Origin of the sequence: Brevundimonas sp. BH3 (assembly GCF_045345115.1) — a bacterium.
Classification (GTDB): domain Bacteria; phylum Pseudomonadota; class Alphaproteobacteria; order Caulobacterales; family Caulobacteraceae; genus Brevundimonas.
In genome coordinates, this window is sequence record NZ_CP150796.1 from 109,790 (window position 1) to 128,547 (window position 18,758).

19 protein-coding genes are annotated in these 18,758 nt (G+C 61.1%); 7 read left to right on the plus strand and 12 right to left on the minus strand.

Annotated features, from left to right (window positions below; translation table 11 throughout):
• From WEU32_RS00485 to WEU32_RS00495, 3 genes are all read right to left on the minus strand, one after another.
• On the minus strand, window positions 1-390 hold the full coding sequence (locus WEU32_RS00485) for a succinate dehydrogenase (protein ID WP_312138617.1): 390 nt from the start codon (window positions 388-390) through the stop codon (window positions 1-3).
• A complete protein-coding gene (sdhC, locus tag WEU32_RS00490; RefSeq protein ID WP_312138619.1) occupies window positions 387-764 on the minus strand; it encodes a succinate dehydrogenase, cytochrome b556 subunit in 378 nt (125 codons plus the stop codon). Before sdhC ends, WEU32_RS00485 begins: the two co-directional genes overlap by 4 nt.
• Window positions 765-976: 212 nt before the next feature.
• Window positions 977-1,393 (minus strand): HIT domain-containing protein, encoded by a 417-nt coding sequence (locus WEU32_RS00495; protein ID WP_312814700.1) that lies wholly within the window; start codon window positions 1,391-1,393, stop codon window positions 977-979.
• A gap of 175 nt (window positions 1,394-1,568) precedes the next feature.
• Here WEU32_RS00495 and mdh point away from each other — a divergent pair, with 175 nt between their 5' ends.
• Window positions 1,569-2,531: a malate dehydrogenase gene (gene mdh / locus WEU32_RS00500; protein WP_406852487.1), complete on the plus strand. Its 963-nt coding sequence runs from the start codon at window positions 1,569-1,571 to the stop codon at window positions 2,529-2,531.
• A 131-nt stretch (window positions 2,532-2,662) separates the two neighbouring features.
• Here the strand turns inward: mdh and zapE are convergent, their stop codons facing one another.
• Window positions 2,663-3,772: a cell division protein ZapE gene (gene zapE, locus WEU32_RS00505; RefSeq protein ID WP_406852488.1), complete on the minus strand. Its 1,110-nt coding sequence runs from the start codon at window positions 3,770-3,772 to the stop codon at window positions 2,663-2,665.
• A gap of 148 nt (window positions 3,773-3,920) precedes the next feature.
• Here zapE and WEU32_RS00510 point away from each other — a divergent pair, with 148 nt between their 5' ends.
• The 3 genes from WEU32_RS00510 to WEU32_RS00520 all read left to right on the plus strand — a co-directional run bounded on the left by WEU32_RS00510 (window position 3,921) and on the right by WEU32_RS00520 (window position 6,625).
• Entirely contained in the window at window positions 3,921-4,967 is a 1,047-nt protein-coding gene (locus WEU32_RS00510; RefSeq protein WP_406852489.1) for an aspartate-semialdehyde dehydrogenase, read from the plus strand.
• Between the two features lie 78 nt (window positions 4,968-5,045).
• Window positions 5,046-6,020, plus strand: a complete 975-nt coding sequence (gene rarD, locus WEU32_RS00515) for an EamA family transporter RarD (protein ID WP_406852490.1) — start codon at window positions 5,046-5,048, stop codon at window positions 6,018-6,020.
• A 50-nt stretch (window positions 6,021-6,070) separates the two neighbouring features.
• A complete protein-coding gene (locus WEU32_RS00520; RefSeq protein ID WP_406852491.1) occupies window positions 6,071-6,625 on the plus strand; it encodes a YybH family protein in 555 nt (184 codons plus the stop codon).
• A gap of 3 nt (window positions 6,626-6,628) precedes the next feature.
• Here WEU32_RS00520 and WEU32_RS00525 read toward each other — a convergent pair whose 3' ends face one another.
• Genes WEU32_RS00525 through WEU32_RS00535 form a run of 3 tightly spaced genes read right to left on the minus strand, consistent with a single transcriptional unit; the run spans window position 6,629 to window position 10,743 of the window.
• Complete coding sequence (locus WEU32_RS00525) at window positions 6,629-7,774, minus strand: serine hydrolase domain-containing protein (protein ID WP_406852492.1); 1,146 nt, start codon at window positions 7,772-7,774, stop codon at window positions 6,629-6,631.
• A 56-nt stretch (window positions 7,775-7,830) separates the two neighbouring features.
• The gene (locus WEU32_RS00530) at window positions 7,831-9,465 is read right to left on the minus strand and encodes a M20/M25/M40 family metallo-hydrolase (RefSeq protein ID WP_406852493.1); all 1,635 of its coding nucleotides are present in this window, start codon (window positions 9,463-9,465) and stop codon (window positions 7,831-7,833) included.
• A 60-nt stretch (window positions 9,466-9,525) separates the two neighbouring features.
• Window positions 9,526-10,743 (minus strand): TIGR03862 family flavoprotein, encoded by a 1,218-nt coding sequence (locus WEU32_RS00535; RefSeq protein ID WP_406852494.1) that lies wholly within the window; start codon window positions 10,741-10,743, stop codon window positions 9,526-9,528.
• A 45-nt stretch (window positions 10,744-10,788) separates the two neighbouring features.
• On the opposite strand from WEU32_RS00535, the gene greA reads away from it, so the two are divergent.
• Window positions 10,789-11,268, plus strand: coding sequence for a transcription elongation factor GreA (gene greA / locus WEU32_RS00540; protein WP_406852495.1), 480 nt, complete (start codon window positions 10,789-10,791; stop codon window positions 11,266-11,268).
• Window positions 11,269-11,318: 50 nt separating this feature from the next.
• On the opposite strand, the gene WEU32_RS00545 is transcribed toward greA, so the two are convergent.
• The gene (locus tag WEU32_RS00545; protein WP_406852496.1) at window positions 11,319-12,926 is read right to left on the minus strand and encodes a leucyl aminopeptidase family protein; all 1,608 of its coding nucleotides are present in this window, start codon (window positions 12,924-12,926) and stop codon (window positions 11,319-11,321) included.
• Window positions 12,927-13,020: 94 nt separating this feature from the next.
• On the minus strand, window positions 13,021-13,161 hold the full coding sequence (locus WEU32_RS00550; RefSeq protein ID WP_167175780.1) for a hypothetical protein: 141 nt from the start codon (window positions 13,159-13,161) through the stop codon (window positions 13,021-13,023).
• Between the two features lie 88 nt (window positions 13,162-13,249).
• On the opposite strand from WEU32_RS00550, the gene WEU32_RS00555 reads away from it, so the two are divergent.
• Window positions 13,250-14,191, plus strand: coding sequence for a LysR substrate-binding domain-containing protein (locus tag WEU32_RS00555; RefSeq protein ID WP_406852497.1), 942 nt, complete (start codon window positions 13,250-13,252; stop codon window positions 14,189-14,191).
• Window positions 14,192-14,338: 147 nt separating this feature from the next.
• On the opposite strand, the gene groL is transcribed toward WEU32_RS00555, so the two are convergent.
• Window positions 14,339-15,985, minus strand: coding sequence for a chaperonin GroEL (gene groL / locus WEU32_RS00560; protein WP_312814716.1), 1,647 nt, complete (start codon window positions 15,983-15,985; stop codon window positions 14,339-14,341).
• A 55-nt stretch (window positions 15,986-16,040) separates the two neighbouring features.
• On the minus strand, window positions 16,041-16,328 hold the full coding sequence (groES, locus tag WEU32_RS00565) for a co-chaperone GroES (RefSeq protein WP_312138644.1): 288 nt from the start codon (window positions 16,326-16,328) through the stop codon (window positions 16,041-16,043).
• A 273-nt stretch (window positions 16,329-16,601) separates the two neighbouring features.
• Here groES and WEU32_RS00570 point away from each other — a divergent pair, with 273 nt between their 5' ends.
• Window positions 16,602-17,045: a hypothetical protein gene (locus WEU32_RS00570; protein ID WP_312138646.1), complete on the plus strand. Its 444-nt coding sequence runs from the start codon at window positions 16,602-16,604 to the stop codon at window positions 17,043-17,045.
• Between the two features lie 80 nt (window positions 17,046-17,125).
• Here WEU32_RS00570 and pgi read toward each other — a convergent pair whose 3' ends face one another.
• The gene (pgi, locus tag WEU32_RS00575) at window positions 17,126-18,724 is read right to left on the minus strand and encodes a glucose-6-phosphate isomerase (protein WP_406852498.1); all 1,599 of its coding nucleotides are present in this window, start codon (window positions 18,722-18,724) and stop codon (window positions 17,126-17,128) included.
• Window positions 18,725-18,758: the final 34 nt, after the last annotated feature.

Here is an 18,758-nt window from a genome sequence, read left to right on the forward strand (position 1 = left end):
TTAAGCTCCTGCGGCCAGCGCAGCAGCGGCGCGCACGATGAAGTAAATGCTGGCAGCAGCCAGCGCTACAAAGGCGATCAGCGCGACAAGACTCAGCGACTTGCGCGAACCCGGAGCCGGGACATAGTCCTCGATGATCACCTTCCAGGCGAGATAGGCAAAGCCATAGAAGGCCAGAACCGTGACGATCAGCAGCAGGCGGTTCAGGCCGCTGGCGAACCATGCGCCCACAGCCGCCGCGTCAGCACCGGCCAGCGTAAAGCCGGTCGAGGCGACCCACAGGCTCAGCGGCATCAAAAGCAGCAGCAGCGCTTTTTCGATCTTCCACTCTCCGGCACCGTGACGCTCGGAGATTTTCACATTGTTTTTGAACTTGGGTGCAGCGCTCACAGCGAAACCTTTCCGGTTGCGAACAGGGCAACCCAGAACAGAACAGCAAGAACCAGCGGCCCCCACACAGCGATGCGCGCCATCAGGTTGGCCGACTTGACGGTCAGGCCATAGCCGAAATCGTTGATCAGGTGACGGCCGCCGTTCAGGAAGAACGAGAACAACACAACCGTCAGGCCAAAACCGACAATCAAGCCCAGAGGCGAGGCAAAGCAGGCCGCAAACTTGGCATAGGCTTCAGCACCATTGGCGGCCGTCGCCAGCCAGGCCAGCACCAGTACCGCGCCAACTGTCGCCGCGCCGATGGTCACACGGAACAGGATGGAGGCCATCATGGTGATGTGCCAACGCCATACCGAGGTGAAAGGGGACATGGGCGTAACGTGCCCGTTGGGGTGGCGAACGTAGCGGCCGGTCCGGTCGCCGTTGGTTCCACCCGCTGCCTGCTGATTGGACATGCGAATGATTCTCAAAAAACCTGTGGAAATTCAGGGTCAGACTGTTGCAAAGGCTTTTGTGCCGTGCAGCAGGCGATGTCAACGAAACCGCACCAATAGTCGGGATATTAAGTGCGTCGCGCCCCGTTCTAGCGGCGAACAATGATTTCCTTGCGAGCCTGAAGCTGATCCGGCGCGCAAGAAATCGCCCCGGGACGCCCCCAGACCGGATCCGGCCACAGCGGATCGTCACGCCTGCGTCCCACCACATGCACATGAAGTTGCGACGTCACATTACCCAAGGCGGCCGTGTTGATCTTGTCCACCGGACAACCCTCGGCGGCGGCCATGGTGGTCACAACTTCTCCTGCACGAACAATCTCTTCCATGAGGCCCGCCCGTTGGGCTGGATCGAGGTCAGACAGTTCCACGGCCGTGTTCACGCGCGGCAACAGGATCAGCCAGCAATAGCGGGCGTCATTTTGCAATCGCACATGGCACAACGGCCATTCGGCAACAGGAACGGAAGCGGCCTCGAAGGCGGGATCGGCGGCAAAATCTTTCATAGCGCCTTATAACCCCAACCTTTGCGGGCGGGTATCATCTCTGAATTCGGGCACTCAAGAAAACATTGCTCTCAAAATCGTACGACCTAAGTCGAACGACTTGCTCGCATCGCCTGTCGGGTTTATGCCGCGGCCACGTTCCCTTGTTGTCACTACAAGACTGGAGAGACCTTAAATGGCTCGTGCAAAGATCGCCCTTATCGGCGCCGGTATGATCGGCGGCACCCTCGCCCACATCGCAGCTCGCGAAGCTCTGGGCGACGTCGTCCTGTTCGACATCGCTGAAGGTACCCCGCAAGGCAAGGGTCTGGACATCGCCGAAGCATCGGCCGTCTTCGGTCAAGACGTGGCCCTGAAGGGCGCGAACGACTATGCCGACATCGCAGGCGCAGACGTCTGCATCGTCACCGCAGGTGTGCCGCGCAAGCCGGGCATGAGCCGCGACGACCTGATCGGTATCAACCTCAAGGTCATGAAGGCCGTTGGTGAAGGCATCAAGCAATACGCCCCGAACGCGTTTGTGATCTGCATCACCAACCCGCTGGACGCCATGGTCTGGGCGCTGCAAAAATTCTCGGGCCTGCCGAAAGAGAAGGTCGTCGGCATGGCCGGCGTGCTGGACTCGGCACGCTTCGCCTACTTCCTGGCTGAAAAAACCGGCGTTTCGATCCAGGACATCCACGCCTGGACCCTCGGCGGTCACGGCGACGACATGGTCCCGATGGTTCGCCACTCGACCGTGGGCGGCCTGCCGCTGCCGGACGCTGTTGCTGCTGGCTTCCTGACCCAAGCCGAACTGGACGCTATCGTCGAGCGCACCCGTAAGGGTGGCGGCGAAATCGTGGCCCTGCTGAAGACCGGCTCGGCCTTCTATGCTCCGGCTGAATCGGCCATCGCCATGGCCCGTTCGTACCTGCTGGACCAAAAGCGCGTCCTGCCGTCGGCCGTTTACGTCAACGGCGAATACGGCCTGAAAGACCTGTATGTCGGCGTACCGGCCATGATCGGTGCCGCTGGCGTCGAGAAGATCGTCGAGTTCACCACCAACGACGAAGAGAAGGCCATGCTGGCCACCTCGGTCGCCTCGGTGAACGGTCTGATCGAAGCCTGTAAGCAAGCAGACCCGTCGCTGGCTTAATTGACCAAGGCCCGCTTCGGTGGGCCTAAAGTCTCTTCCTCAAGTAGTGAGCGACCGCGTCGCGAACGATAGGAAGAGACGTCGCAAAAAATAGGGCCGCGTCCTTCAGGATGCGGCCCTATTTCTTTGCCCTATTTAAGAGCTTCCGGTTCTTGCTCCAGCCAGCTTTGGCTACGCATTTCGTTCAGGCGCGAGACGGTGCGTTCGAACTCGAAGGCTCCGTCGCCTTCGGTATAGAGGACCTCCGGCTCAGCCTCGGCCAGAACCACCAGACGGGTCTTGGCCTCGTAGAGGGCATCGATCAGCGTCACCAGACGGCGCGCTTCTTGGCGTTTGTTCGGGCCCAGTTTGGGCACGTCTTCGAGGAACAGGGTGTGGAAGCGTTTAGCGATGGCCAGATAGTCCTGCGGCCCCAAGGGCTTTCCGCACAGGTCGGCAAATGTCGCGCGTGCCATACCGCCGACCGTACGATCCACCTTCACTTCGCGGCCCAACACAGTCAGGCTGGTCGGCTCTTCAGTCTCTCCCCCCTTGAGATCGGACCACAGCAACTCGTAGGCTGCGATATTGCCCTCGACATCGGTGGCGAACCACACCTTGTCACCCGACAGGCGATCCAGACGGAAATCCTTGGCCCCTGCGGTTTCGACCACCACGGTCTTTTCGCGCAGCATGTCGATAAAGGGCAGGAAGAGCTGGCGGTTGATGCCGTTCTTATAGAGGTCTTCAGGCGCACGGTTCGAGGTAATGGCGAGCACCACCTTCTTCTCGAACAGGGCATCGAACAGTCGACCCAAAATCATCGCATCGGCAATGTCGGTGACCTGAAGCTCGTCAAAGCACAGCAAGCGCGCCTCGGACGCAATCAGGGCGGCCACCGGCGGGATGGGATCATCGCCCTTGTGCTGGCCGAACACGGCCTTGCGGGTGGCCTTGTCGCCCTCGCGCCACTGGCGCACCAGATCGTGCACACGCGCCATAAAGGCGTGGAAGTGGGCGCGAACCTTTTTCTGTTCCGGCGTCGAGGCAAAGAACAGGTCCATCAGCATAGACTTGCCACGTCCCGGCGGACCCCAGATATAGATGCCGCGAACCTCCGGCACCGAACCGAACAGGCCCTTCTTGGCCAGATCCAGTTCCAGACGTTCCAGTTCCGCAATCAGACCCTCCTGGGCCGGATCGGGATTGATCACACCTTCTTCGAGGCGGATGTCATAGGCGTTACGAATGCGGGAAGTCATAGCCAGCAGATAGTCTGCCAAGCCTCAGGTTGCAAAGATACCGTCCAGCAAAACAGCGATCTTGGATGTTTTTGGTTGCACTGCACCCACGAAAGCACCAAATGCAGAAACTCTATTTCAACAACCCTCCCAAAAGGTAGATTTTATCATGGGCTATCGCGTCGCCATCGTAGGCGCCACCGGCAATGTCGGTCGGGAAATGCTGTCCATTCTCGAGGAGCTGAACTTTCCTGTCGAGAAAATGCACGCGATTGCTTCACGAAAATCGAAAGGCATGGAAGTCGCCTGGGGCGACAAGACCATCTATTGCGAAGACATCGAGCAGTTCGATTTCTCGACCGTAGATATCGTATTGATGTCGGCTGGCGGCTCTGTCTCGCGCGAGTGGTCGGAAAAGATCGGCAAGCTTGGACCAATCGTCATCGATAACTCCTCGGCCTTCCGTCAGGACGACGATGTGCCGCTGATTGTGCCGGAAGTGAATCCGGACGCGGTCAAGCTGGCCAAGAAGAAGAACATCATCGCCAACCCGAACTGCTCGACCGCGCAGCTGGTGGTAGCGCTCAAGCCGCTGCACGACGCCGCCAAGATCAAGCGCGCTGTTGTCTCGACCTACCAGTCGGTTTCGGGCGCCGGCAAGGAAGGCATGGACGAGCTGTGGAACCAGACCAAGGCTGTCTATGGTCTTGGCGATACCACGCCCAAGAAATTCCCCAAGCAGATCGCCTTCAACGTCATTCCCTACATCGGTTCGTTCCGCGATGACGGCTATACCGACGAAGAAGCCAAGATGTGGGACGAGACCCACAAGATGCTGGACCCGAATATCAAACTGACCGTCACCTGCGTGCGCGTGCCGGTGTTTGTCGGCCACTCGGAATCCGTGACCGTCGAGTTCGACCGCCCGATCGAGCCGGACGAAGCCCGTGATATCCTGCGCGAAGCACCCGGCGTTCTGGTCATCGATAAGATGGAGCATGACGGCTATATCACCCCGGTCGATGCCGCCGGTGAACACGCCGTATTCATCTCGCGTATCCGCAAGGACCCGACCGTCGAGAACGGCCTCAGCTTCTGGGTTGTGTCCGACAACCTGCGCAAGGGCGCGGCCCTGAACGCCGTTCAGATCGCCCAGTTGCTGGACGAAACCGGAACCATCACACCGAAATCCGGTGTGCGGACCATGATCGTTTAAAAACCTTACGCCCCGAAGCCCGCCTTCGGGGCGTTTTCCTGTAAACCCGAGTGCGGCCATGCGCCCATAGGTGCCTTAGTGAACGCGTCCTCCCATCCCCACCCTGAATCCCGTCAGGCCCTGACCGCCGGTATCATCTGCTATCTGATCTGGGGGGTTATCCCTCTGGCCTTCCAGCAGATGGGCGCGCATGGGGCCGATCCTTGGGAAATTCTGGCGCACCGCTCGATGTGGGGTGTGGTCTGGGCCGCCGGCCTGGTCATTCTGGCGCGTCAGTCCAGCCAGATACTGGCCGTTCTGCGCGATCCGCGCACCTTCGGTTTTCTAGTGCTGTCATCACTGGTTATCGCCACCAACTGGGTGACCTATATCCTTGCGGTGAATAATGGGCGCACTCTGGATGCGGCGCTGGGCTATTATCTGAATCCGCTGCTGAACATGGCCGCTGGCGCATGGCTGTTCCGCGAAAAGATCACCCGTATCGGCTTTGTCGCCATCGGTCTGGCGATCATCGGCGTGGTGATCCAGACCATCGCCCTTGGCCATGCCCCGTGGATTTCGCTGATACTGGCCTGCAGTTTCTCGCTGTACGGGATCATCCGTAAACGTGTTTCGGCTGATGCCCAGACCGGACTGTTTATCGAATGCCTGATCTTGTCCGTTCCGGCTCTGGCATGGGTGATCTGGATACAATTGTCGGGTCAGGGCCATTTCGGTCAGGACTGGACAACCAGCCTGTGGCTGCTCTTCTCGGGGCCGTTAACAGTTATTCCGCTGATGCTGTTTTCTTGGGCCGCGCGTCGTATGCCGCTCTCGACCATGGGCTTTCTGCAATATATCGCCCCCACCATGGTGTTTGTGATCGGCATGATCCAGGGCGAGCCCTTAAGCCTGCTGCGCGGCATTTCATTCGGCTTTATCTGGGCGGCTGTGGCCGTCTTTACTGCCGGTGCGGTCCATAATGCCCGCAAGAAGGCCGCGGCCATCACCGAGTTCGAGCCGGGCCTCGTCACCACACCCCAAGAACGCAATCCGGACAATCGGCCAGACTAAGTGCGGCACAAAGATTGAGTGCGGACCGTAGGTCGGCCATGATGGGGGCGATGAACATTTCGCGCTCCCTCGCCACCGCCACGCTGTCTCTGCTCATTCTGACGGGCCTTCCGTCCTGTGCCACGGCGCAGGACGAGATCATCCGTACCGCGCGCGACGCCCAGCCGCTTGAGGCCCGTGAACAGGTCAGCCTGAACCCGACGCCCTCGACAGCCGTGATCTTTGACCAGATCAGCGACACGCTGGATGCGGCCGCCGCCGCCTGGTCGGGCGGCGATGTCGACGCCATTATGGGTTTTTACACCGAGGACCAGCCCTTGCTGGTCATGCTGGGTGACGAACCGTTCAAGGGGCCCGAGCCTGTGCGCGACTGGCTGACCACCCGTCAGGCGGCTACAGGCGGTCTTGGCACCATGAACTATGAGTGGTTCGAGACGCTGCAACTGGACGACTATACGGCCATTGCCTCGGGCCGGATGATCCTCACCATCAATGGCCAGCATCACCGCGCCCTGTTCACGCGCCTGTTGCGTCGTTCGACCGACGGCTGGCAGATTCTGCATGACCAGATCGCCTTGCCACCGTCGGCCTATGCCGTCCCTTAAGGTTTAGAGCGCGGCGTAAACCGCGTTCACCAGCGCGACAGCCCGCGGGTCGCCCAACAGGTGCGGCGACTGGCGGTTCATCACATAGGCCCCCGAAACGCGCGCCTTGGGGTCTGCCCAGACCAGCGAGCCACCCCAACCGCAATGGCCAAGGGCGTCGGGATTGGTGCCGAAAATATCCAGCCCCTCATTGCGCATCAGGCCCGCCGCCCATGACAGGTTGAACGGCAGGATCTTGTCTTGTCCGTGGATGCGCTCGCGCGACAGTTGCGACAGGGTCTCTGCCGACAGGATATGCTGGCCGTTAAAGCGGCCCTCATTGGCGATGATGGACAAGATGCGCGCCAGATCGACACCCGCTGCATGCATATTGGCCGACGGGATTTCCGCCTCGCGCCATTCGGCCGAGCCGCGCCCGCCGGGGGCCGCGCCCTTGTTCACAAAGGCCGCCATCTTCAGTTCGTCCAGCTTGCCAAGATTAGGCAGGCTGCTGGGGCGTTTCATCTCGGCGGCGCGGTCATGCTCGCTGGCAGGGGTGCCGATCCACAGATCAAGGCCGAACGGCTCGCAAAACTCTTCGCGCAGGGCGGTGCCCATCGAACGGCCATCGGCAATACGGAAAAGCTCGCCCGCCATCAGGCCAATCGAGATCGGGTGATAGCCAGAGGCCGTGCCCGGTGCCCACATCGGCTTTTGCGCCGCCAGCCGCGCCAATACAGCGGGCGGATCATACCAGATGGCTGGATCAACCGGCTCGTCAAAGCCCGGCAGGCCCGCTTGGTGGCTCATCAATTGACCCACCGTCAGCTCGCCCTTGCCGTTCTGGGCAAAGTCCGGCCAATAGGTCGCGACCTTTTCCTCATAAGACAGCAGACCGCGTTCCACGCAGGTGGCGATCAGCAGTGCCATCACCGCCTTACCGCTGGAAAACACCGGCACCAGCGTCGTCTGGGTAAAGGGCTTGTGGCCCGCCACATCGGCAGAGCCGCCCCACAGGTCGATCACCGTCTCGCCCTCGATCGTGATCGAGAACCGCGCACCGACCTCGTTGAGGCCTTCGGGTGCATCGGTGAAATTGGCAGCAAAGGCATCCTTCACTGCGCTGAACGGGGCGGGGCAAAGGCCGTGGATTTCGACAGACTGGGTCATGATCCCAGACTTAACCCGAGAGGCGTCCAAGGTCACGACCCGATCACATCACCACCTCAGGGTTGGCGTCGCGCATCGCTTTGCTTGCGAACAGCCTCAAATTCGGCACCCGCCGACCATTGCGGCCAGTCCGAGCTATTGGCCAGATCGCGCCCGACCTCGAACAGAAGCTGCACGTCGGCGGCGGCCCCCTCCATCGTCCAGTCCGGTGTCCACTCGTCGGTCGGCTGGTGATAGCGGTTGGCCACATAGTCACGGCTGGCGGCATTATGTCCGGTAAAGCCCGCCGCCGCGAACAGGGCGGGGACGCCCGAACGCGCCAGAGGGAAGTGGTCCGAGCGATAGAAGGCCCCCGCCTGCGGGGCCGGATCGGGGATCAGACGGCGCCCGTCACGCTCGACCTTGACCTTGAGACGGCCATCCAGATCGGACTTGTCCGGCCCGATCACCACCACCGTCGGGTCGATTTCCGCCCCCGGCAACAGGCTGTCCATATTGATATTGGCCACAGTCGTTTCCAGCGGCCAGACCGGATTGGCGGCATAGTATTCCGCCCCCAGCAGACCGTTTTCCTCGGCGGCCCAAGAGATGAAGCCGACCGAACGGCGCGGTTTTGGCCCTTCGGCAAACAGGCGGGCCAGTTCCAGAACCGCCGCTACGCCCGTCGCATTATCGACCGCGCCATTATAGATGTCGTCGCCGTTCTTGGGGGTGGCGCGGCCATAGGCGTCCCAGTGGGCACCATACATCACCACCTCATCGGGGCGTTCCGATCCGGTGACGCGGGCCAGCACATTGCGGGTTTGAACACGGTCGTGCTTTTGGCCAAATTCGATGGTCATGCCGACGCCTGACAGCTCGACAGGGCGGAAGTCCTCGCTGCGGGCCGCCTCGCGCAGTGCCGCCAGATCATGCCCACCCATCGCGATCAGCTTTTGTGCGGCACCCTCAGAAATCCAGCCTTGCGCCGCCACGCGCTCCTTCATCGGATCGGCACGGACAATATCGAAATCGGGGGCCGTCGAAGACGCTTCCAGCGTGGACCACGGATAGCCCGCGCCCGCCGTGTCGTGGATGACCAGCACGCCCGCCGCGCCCTGCGCCGCCGCTTCCTGGAACTTGTAGGGCCAGCGGCCATAATAGGTCATGGCGCGGCCATCGAAACGGTTGGCCACCGGATGGCCTTCGGGCGCACCGAAATCGGGATCATTGACGATGACAAGGATGATCTTGCCCGCCACGTCCACGTCCTTGAAATCGTCCCAGCCGCGCTCGGGGGCCGAGACGCCATAACCGGCAAACACCACCGGTACATCCTGCAAGCTGATGCGGTCCACCGGACGGTCCGAGGCGACAATGATGTCGCTGGCGCGGTTAAAGGTCAGGGCATGGTCGCCATGACGGGCGCTGAGGGTCGCAGGGCCGTCCTGCATGGTGCGGCTGACCTCGGCCACCTGTACCCAGCTACCGTCAGAGCCACCCGGCTCCAGTCCCAGAGACGAGAATTGCTGGATCAGCCATTCAATGGTGCGGTCTTCGCCGACCGTCACCGGCCCGCGTCCCTCGAAATGGTCGGACGCCAGTTCGCGGGTCAGATTATTCAGACGATCCGGATCAATGGTTTGAGCAAGAGCGGGCGTCGCCGCCATCAAGGCCATCAGGCCCGCACCGAATAAAGCCGAACGCAGCATAATCATCTCCCTTGGAACCCTGTTCCGAAGGTGCGCGTGTTTTAACGGCCCTGTCGAGCCTCAGGGTTGCAAATAATCCACCACACCCTCGGCGACGCGCACGCCGGAGGCAAAACAGGCCTGAAGCAGATAGCCGCCTGTGGGGGCTTCCCAGTCCAGCATTTCGCCACAGACAAACACGCCCGGCATGGCCTTCAGCATCAGGCGGTCATCGATCTGGTCCAGCAGGATGCCGCCCGCGCTGGAAATGGCCTTGTCCAGTCCTTGCACACTGTCCAACCGCACCGGCACCGCCTTGATATGCGCCGCCAAGGCTTGCGGGCTATCGGGCAACGGTCCCACCTCGCGCATCAGCGCCACAGAGGCCGCATCCAGATGGACGGTCTTGCGAAGATGGTTGCTGAGGCTGTTCTTGCCACGCGGCTTTGACAGACGGCGCTCCAGCTCTTGCACTGTCAGATCGGGCCGCAAATCAATGCGGATATCCGTATGGCCATCGGTATTGATTGCCTCGCGCAGGCCCGCCGACAGGGCATAGATCGCACCGCCTTCCAGTCCATAGGCGGCAATCATCGCCTCGCCGCGCACCGCACGGTCCTTGTGCGAGATGACGATATTCTTCAGCGGATGGCCCGCAAACCGCTCTCGCAGTACGTCCGACCACGCCACTCCAAAGCCGACATTGGCGGCCTGTAGCGGGCGAACGGCAATGGCGTTTTCCTCCATCCCGCGCACCCAGCCGCCATCCGACCCCAGACGGGCATAGGAGCCACCGCCCAGCGCCAGAATAACGGCATCGGCCTTGAGGCTTTTGGAACCCTCGGGCGTATCGAACAGCCAGTTGTCACCTTCGCGCCCGATCCAGTTGTGACGGGTATGGATGACGACATCCAGTCCTTCCAGCCTCGCCAGCCAAGCCCGCAACAGGGGCGAGGCCTTCATCACCTTGGGAAAGATGCGACCCGATGATCCGGTAAAGGTCTGCGCATCCAGCCCGTCGGCCCAAGCCGTCAGGGCCGCCGCATCAAACCCGTCAAGCCAGCGGGCCACAACAGGCTCTGCCTCGCCATACCGACCATCGAAACAGGGGCGTGGCTCGGAATGTGTCAGGTTCAGGCCCCCACGCCCCGCCATCAGGAATTTGCGCGCCACCGACGGCATTTTCTCAAACACATCGACCCTGTGTCCGGCCACGGCCAAGCGCTCGGCGGCCATCAGTCCGGCAGGACCGGCACCGATAATAAGAATGCGGGAGGAGGGAGCAGCGGGGGTATTCATGCGCCCTTCCTACCGGAACACAGCCAAACCGCCTATGATGCTCTTATGAGCGTAGCTTTTACCCGTGAAGAAGACCTTGAAGCGACTGCCGCCGATCTGGTGGATCGCCCTGTCTCGACCCATCCCAACTGGGTGACGAAACAAGGTCTGGAACAGATCGAAGCCGAACTGGCAGCGGTCCGCGCGGCCTATAATGCCGCCCAGACCTCCGGCTCTATCGAGAGCGACCGCACCGCCATGGCCCGCGCCACGCGTGATCTCCGCTACTGGATCGCACGGCGGTCCTCGGCACAGTTGGTCGAAGTGCCCGCCGACGGACGCGTGCGCTTTGGTGGAACCTTCACCATTGAGCGCGAGGATGGTCGCACCCAGGCATGGACCATTGTTGGCGAGGACGAGGCCGATCCGGCCAAGGGCTCGATCAGCCATGTCTCGCCTCTAGCCCGCGGCCTGATGGGCAAACGGGTCGATGACGAGGCCGAAGTGGCGGGTCAGACCGTCGCTATCATCGCCGTCGATCACTAAAAAAGGCCTCCGATAGAACCGGAGGCCTTCTTCATTTCAGCAACGAGGGCTTAGTGGCCGCCAGTGCCCTTTTCCTTCGCCACCGGCTGGAAGTCGCGCACGAGGCGCTCCAACAGACGCACCGACCAACCCGCAGAGCCCGCCGGTTTCACATCATTGCCGCCGCCATAGGCCATATTGGCCATGTCGATATGGGCCCAAGGCGTTTCAGGACGCACGAACTCGCCAATGAACTCGGCCCCCAGACCGGCACCCGGTCCCGGCTCGCCGCCATTGCGGTAATCGGCGATGGGAGAAGAAATACGGCTGCCATAGGCAGGGTTCATCGGCAGTTGCCATACCTGCTCACCCGAGGCCTTGCCCGCAGCCACAACCTGCGCGGCCAGTGCATCGTGACGGCTGAACAGGCCCGCATAGTCCGGCCCCAGCGCCCCGCCGACCGATCCGGTCAGGGTTGCGACATCGATAATGGCCGACGGGTTATAGGTGGTGTCCGCCCAGGCAATGGCATCGGCCAGCACCAGACGTCCCTCGGCATCGGTAGAGCCTATTTCGATGGTCTTGCCGTTCATGGCGGTCAGCACGTCTCCAGGTCGGATCGCATTACCGTCCGGCATGTTTTCAGCCACAGCGGCCACAGCCACCACGTCCACCGGCGCACCGGCCTTGGCCAGTGCCAGCACGGCCCCGACCACGCCCGCAGCACCCGACATATCCATCTTCATATTGCCCATATTGGCGCTGGGCTTGATGGAGATGCCGCCGGAGTCAAAGGTGATACCTTTGCCGACCAGCGCCACCGGCGCATCGGACTGCACACCGCGATAGCGCACGGCCACGATCGCAGGCGGACGCACCGAACCGCGACCAACGCCCAGAATGGCACCCATGCCCAGACGTTCCATGGCGGCACCGTCCAGCACCTCGATGGTCACGCCCGGAATACCGGCAAAGGCTTCGCGAGTGCGCGCGGCAAACACGTCGGGATAAACGACATTGGCCGGTTCGTTGGAAATGTTGCGGGTCCAGTTCATCGCCTCGACAATCGCCGCACCGCGACCGCGATAATGGCTCTGCGCCTCGGCGCTGTCGGTGATGACAGTGACAGCACCCGCTACCGGACGGCTTGCCGTGGTGTTGTAGAAATCAACGCGATACTGGCCGATACCCAGCCCCGTGACGATTTCCGAAACCGTGTCGTTGGACTGGCCCTTGGCCGCGACGGTCAGGGTCGCAGGGTCCGACATCAGGGCGCGGCCTGCAATCGTGCCGGCGGTCTGCATGTCTGCGCCCGTGGCGTTTGCGGACAGACCTTGCACATAGATGCGGTCCCAACCGGCCACACCGTACAGGCTGATATTCTTGCGGGCACCATAGGTATAGCGGGCGCCCGTCAGGCCGGTCTTGATGGCATCAACCGTGGCGGCATCCAGACCGCGCGCGGCCAGATCGTCTTCGCCCGACACGAACAGGACCAGCGTGCCCGATGCCGACGGCATGGTCTGGGCAAAGTTCACATCGCGGACGGCGCTATAGCGGGCCGGTGCGCCAGAAGATGCGGCCACAGGGGCGCTGGCGGCGGGCGCACGGCGGGACTGGGCCTCGGCCGGAAGGGCAACGGTCAGCCCTGTTGCGACGAGAACGGCCGCAACCGCCATGGAATATTTTTGAATATGTTGATGCACTGGCCCACGCCCCTCAATTGCAATCCGCCCTTATGGGGTGCTGCGGTCCGTGAGGGCAAGCCTGTGCCTAAGCCCTTGTAAAGACGCGGCGTCGTGTCGCGGTCAGGCGCGGCTTGGCGGCCAGTTTTTCTTTCGTGGCCCAATGGGCCAGCAGAACAGAAATCCAGCCCCATGCGGGTTCCTTATGTGTGCGGTGCGCTTCTTCCATGGTTCGATCTCCTTTCAGATAAGATATTATTGGCAAACGCGGCATTTCATAGCAAACGAGACTCTGCGAATATACATAAGGTATGCTTATGATAGACAATCTCGCCCGTATTCCACTGGACGCTATCCGCGTGTTCGAGGCCACGGCCCGCCTCAACAGCTTCACCCGCGCCGCAGAGGCTCTGGGCATGACACAGGCCGCCGTCAGCTGGCGCATCCGTGATCTGGAGCAGCGTTTGGGGGTGGCCCTGTTCGTGCGCGAAACGCGGCGCATCGCCCTGACACTGGAAGGCCAAAGACTGGCCTCGGCATCCAGCGAAGCCCTGAACCTTATGCGGCGGGCGATCAATGATGTGATGGAGCAGGACCAGTCGGTTCTGGGCATTACCACCCTACAGACGCTGGCGACCCAGTGGCTGGCCACGCGCATAGGCATGTTCCAGTTGGCCAATCCCGATCTGGCCGTGAAAATCGATGTCGATAATGGCCTGTCCGACTTTTCGGATCATGGCACGGATATCGGCTTGCGGTTCGGTTCGGGCCAGTGGCCGGGGCTGGAAAGCCGGTTTCTCATCCCGGCCCTGTTTACCCCTCTGTGTAGCCCCGAACTTCAGGCCAGTCTGGATATCCGCACCCCTGCCGATCTGAAATCGGCCCCGCTGGTCGGACTGCCGCAAGAATGGGCAGAATGGTTTGCCCGCGTCGGCATGGCCGATGACCGGAACCCGCCGCCTCCTCGCGTCGTCAGCGAGAACCAGGCCATGGAGGTCGCCACTGCTATCGCCGGACAGGGCATCGCATTGGGCAATCCGGTCTTCTATGCGCGCGAAATCGCCAACGGCCAGCTGGTGCGATTATTTGACGAGAGTGTCTCGCTGGGCGGGGGTTATTGGCTCAGCTATCCCAAGGAACGTCGCAGCGTGCCCAAGATTGCCCGCTTCCGCGACTGGGTGCTGGAAATGGCCCGTACTGACCCCGCCAATATCGAGGCCTGCCGCGCCAGCGGTATGGAAGTCGGCACTCTTGGCTAGGCCGCAAAAAGAAAGGGCGGGAGCTTTCGATCCCGCCCTTCCGTAGTCTCAGCGTGAGATGGCTTGAACTTAGAAGTCCATGCCGCCCGCAATATCGGCAACACCGATACTGCCCACCTTAAGTGATGGGCGTCGCGATGGACTTCCTTAGAAGTCCATGCCGCCCATGCCACCCATACCGCCCATGTCCGGAGCGCCGCCGGCCGAGGCCTTCTTCGGTGCGTCCGCAATGGCGGCTTCGGTGGTGATCATGATACCGGCAACCGAGGCTGCTGACTTCAGGGCCGAGCGCACAACCTTGGCCGGGTCGATCACGCCCATGTGGACGAGGTCGCCATAGGCTTCGGTCTGGGCGTTGAAGCCAAAGTTGACTTCATTCGAGTCCAGAACCTTGCCGACCACGATCGAGCCTTCAACGCCCGAGTTTTCCGAGATCTGACGGATCGGGGCTTGCAGGGCACGGCGAACGATGTTGACGCCAGCCTTCTGGTCCGCATTGGCCACTTCCAGATCGGCAAGGATCTTCGAAGCCTTCAGCAGGGCCACGCCACCACCCGGAACGATGCCTTCGTCGGCAGCGGCGCGGGTTGCGTTCAGGGCATCGTCAACGCGGTCTTTCTTTTCCTTCACTTCGACTTCGGTCTCGCCGCCGACGCGCAGGACAGCGACGCCACCGGCCAGCTTGGCCAGACGCTCTTGCAGCTTCTCGCGGTCATAGTCCGAGGAAGTCTCTTCGATCTGGCGCTTGATCTGGCCAACGCGGGCTTCGATCTTGTCCTTCTCGCCAACGCCTTCAACGACGGTGGTGTCTTCCTTGGTGATGACGACCTTCTTGGCCTTGCCAAGCATGTCGAGGGTCACGGTTTCCAGCTTGATGCCGAGGTCTTCCGAGATGACTTCGCCGCCGGTCAGGATGGCGATGTCTTCCAGCATGGCCTTGCGGCGATCGCCGAAGCCCGGAGCCTTGACGGCAGCGACGCGCAGGCCGCCACGCAGCTTGTTGACCACCAGCGTGGCCAGAGCCTCGCCTTCGATGTCTTCAGCGATAATCAGCAGCGGACGACCGGCTTGGACGACAGCTTCCAGGATCGGCAGCATCGGCTGCAGCGAGGTCAGCTTCTTCTCGTGGAGCAGGATGAGCGGCTCTTCGAGAACAGCTTCCATCTTGTCCGGATTGGTAATGAAGTACGGCGACAGGTAGCCGCGGTCGAACTGCATGCCTTCGACGATGTCGACCGAGGTTTCAGCCGTCTTGGCTTCTTCCACAGTGATCACGCCTTCATTGCCGACCTTGGCCATAGCCTGAGCGATCAGGCCGCCGATTTCTTCATCGCCATTGGCCGAGATGGTGCCGACCTGAGCGATTTCCGAGTTGTTGGAAACCGGCTTCGAGATCGACTTTACTTCGTCCAGAACCGCGTCGACGGCCTTGTCGATACCGCGCTTCAGGTCCATCGGGTTCATGCCGGCAGCCACGGCCTTCAGGCCTTCCTGCACGATGGCCTGGGCCAGAACGGTTGCGGTGGTGGTGCCGTCACCCGCCTTGTCGTTCGCCTTGGAAGCGACTTCGCGGATCATCTGGGCGCCCATGTTCTCGAAGGCGTCTTCCAGCTCGATCTCTTTGGCGACCGATACGCCGTCCTTGGTCGAGCGCGGAGCGCCAAACGACTTCTGGATGACAACGTTGCGGCCCTTCGGACCCAGGGTCACCTTGACGGCATCAGCCAGGATATTGACGCCCTTGAGCATCTTGTCGCGGGCATCGGTGTTGAACTTTACGATTTTAGCGGCCATGCGGGCTGCTCCTATCTAAATGTTGTTATTCAGGAATTCAGAAGACAACCGGTGCTTACGAGAGCACGCCCAGGATGTCCGATTCCTTCATGATGATCAGGTCTTCGCCTTCGATCTTGATTTCGGTACCCGACCATTTTCCGAACAGGATGCGGTCGCCGACATTGACGTCCAGAGCGACGAAATCGCCGTCTTCGTCACGGACGCCCGAACCCACGGCGATCACTTCGCCTTCTTGCGGCTTTTCCTTGGCCGTGTCGGGGATGATGATCCCGCCCTTGGTGGTGGTAGCTTCTTCAACGCGCTTTACCAGCACGCGGTCGCCGAGCGGACGAAACGCCATCTGAGGATCTCCGGTATAGATTATCGTGTAAGCTCTCAAGGAAGCAGGCTTAGCAGTCTGCCCCCGCGAGTGCCAATGCAGGGCAGTTAGGCAGCCCCCTGTTCAGGGTCAAGGGCATGCCAGCGAAATTTCTAAGACAGTTTTTCAAGGGGTGCCCGAAATCGCGGGCCACAACATGAAGCGAATATGAACAAGGGCCGCTGGGCTTGTTCAGATAGCGTCAGCTACAACCGTCATCAGAGTTCAAACACCGGCCCTGAAAGGAGCCCGCACATGAAGACCCTGTCGAAGATCGGCGTCGCTGCAATCGCCCCGGCTCTTGCCCTGACCCTTCTGGCCTCGCCCGCCTCCGCCCAGCGCTATCACGACCGTGATCGCAATGATTCCGGCAAGGACGCGGTCATCGGCGCCGTGGTCGGCGGATTGGCCGGTGCCATTATCGGTAATGGTGACGGCCGCTATGTTGCCGGTGGTGCCCTTGCCGGCGCCGCTGTAGGTGTTGCCTCGTCCGACAATAACCGCGACTGCAACTATTACCGCGGCGGCCGTTGCTATCGTAACCAGGGGCACTGGGAACGCGAGCACGGCATTAACAGCCGCGATTACCGTTATGGTGACCGCTACGATCGTCATGACCGTCGTGACCGCCGCTATTACAATAATGGCCGCTACAACGACCGATACGACCGCGATTACCGCTACGACCGTCGCTGGTAAAGGTCCCCGCCAAGACCAGCGATGTTCCCTGAAAGGCCCGACCGTTCACCGGTCGGGTCTTTTTTATGTTGATCCGTCTATCAGGTCAGATGGTCCAACAACGCCCGCGTAGAAGGGTCCAATTCTTCGGCCTTGCCAGAAGCAGCCGACACCACCGAACGCGCGACAGACTTGCCCAGTTCGACGCCCCACTGGTCAAAGCTGTTAATGTCCCACAGCACGCCCTCGACAAAGGTTTTATGCTCGAAAAGGGCGATCAGTGCCCCGAGCGTGTGCGGCGTTACGCGGTCCAGAACAATCGCGGTCGAGGGGCGGTTGCCGGGGAAGGTCTTGTGCGGGGCAAGACGTGTCGCATCGGCAAAACTATAACCCGCAGCCAGCATCTCGGCCCTGGCCGCCTCTTCGGACTGTCCCACCATCAGGGCGCGCGATTGGGCCAGCGCATTGGCCCAGAGTTGCTGCTCGGCTCCATCATCATGGGTCTGGCGCACAATGATGAACTCGGTCGGAACCACCTGTGGTCCCTGATGCAGTTGTTGGAAGAAGGCATGCTGGCCGTTAGAGCCAACCTCGCCAAAAATCACCGGGCAGGTCATCCGTTCGATCGGTTCACCATTGCGCGTCACCCGCTTGCCGTTGGACTCCATTTCCAACTGCTGCAGATAGGCAGGAAAGCGCCGCAACACATAGGCATAGGGGGCGACAGAACGCGCTGTGCGGCCCAGCCCATCAACATTATATATTTGGGCCAGTGCCATCAGCACGGGCGCGTTCTTTTCCAACGGAGCCGAAACAAAATGCTCGTCCATCGCTTCGGCACCGGCCAGAAGTTTTTCAAACACCTCCCAGCCCAGCCCGATGGCACATGAAAGACTGACCGGCGACCACAGCGAAAAGCGCCCGCCAACCCAGTCACAGAACGAAAACGTCCGGCTGCACCCAAAGGCTTGCGCTTTTTGGGGGCGAGCGGTTACGCCGACAATCTGTCGCGCAATGTCAGCCCCCGCAGGCAACTCACTCTCCAGCCAGTCACGAACCGCCCGAGCATTTGCCAAGGTTTCCAGCGTGGTAAAGGTCTTGGAGACGATAATGACCAGTGTCGTCTCGGGGTCCAATCCCGCCAGCGCTTCCTGACGATCGGCCGGATCGATATTGGCGACAAAACGCACCAGAAAGTCGGGCTGTCTGGGACGCAGGCCTTCCCAGACCACACGCGGGCCAAGGTCCGATCCGCCAATACCAATATGAACCACCGCAGTGAACGGCTTGCCCGTTACGCCGGTGATTGTGCCATTACGCACCCCCGTGGCAAAGGCTTTCAACGCCTCGCGCTGGGCCATCACGCCTTCGGAAATCGGTTCTCCAAGGGCGCTAAACTGTTTTTGCGGCGAGGCTCTCAAGGCCGGATGAAGCACGGCCCGACCCTCGGTAGTATTCACCGCCTGTCCTGCAAAAAGGGCCTCGCGGCAAGCTTCCACCTTGCGTGCCCGTGCCAGATCCAGCGTCGCTTCCAGCCCCTGCTGTGTCCAACTTTGTTTAGACAGATCAATATATAAGCCTGCCGCTGTCAGGCTCAGACGTTCGAGACGTTGCGGGTCTCGTGCGAATTGCTCGGCGATTAGGGCATCTTTATCGCGTTCGGCAACGGCCTGTAACTGCGCCCATGCGTCATCCGCCAAGAGGCTCGTTCCAGTTTCAACCAAAGGTTCCAGT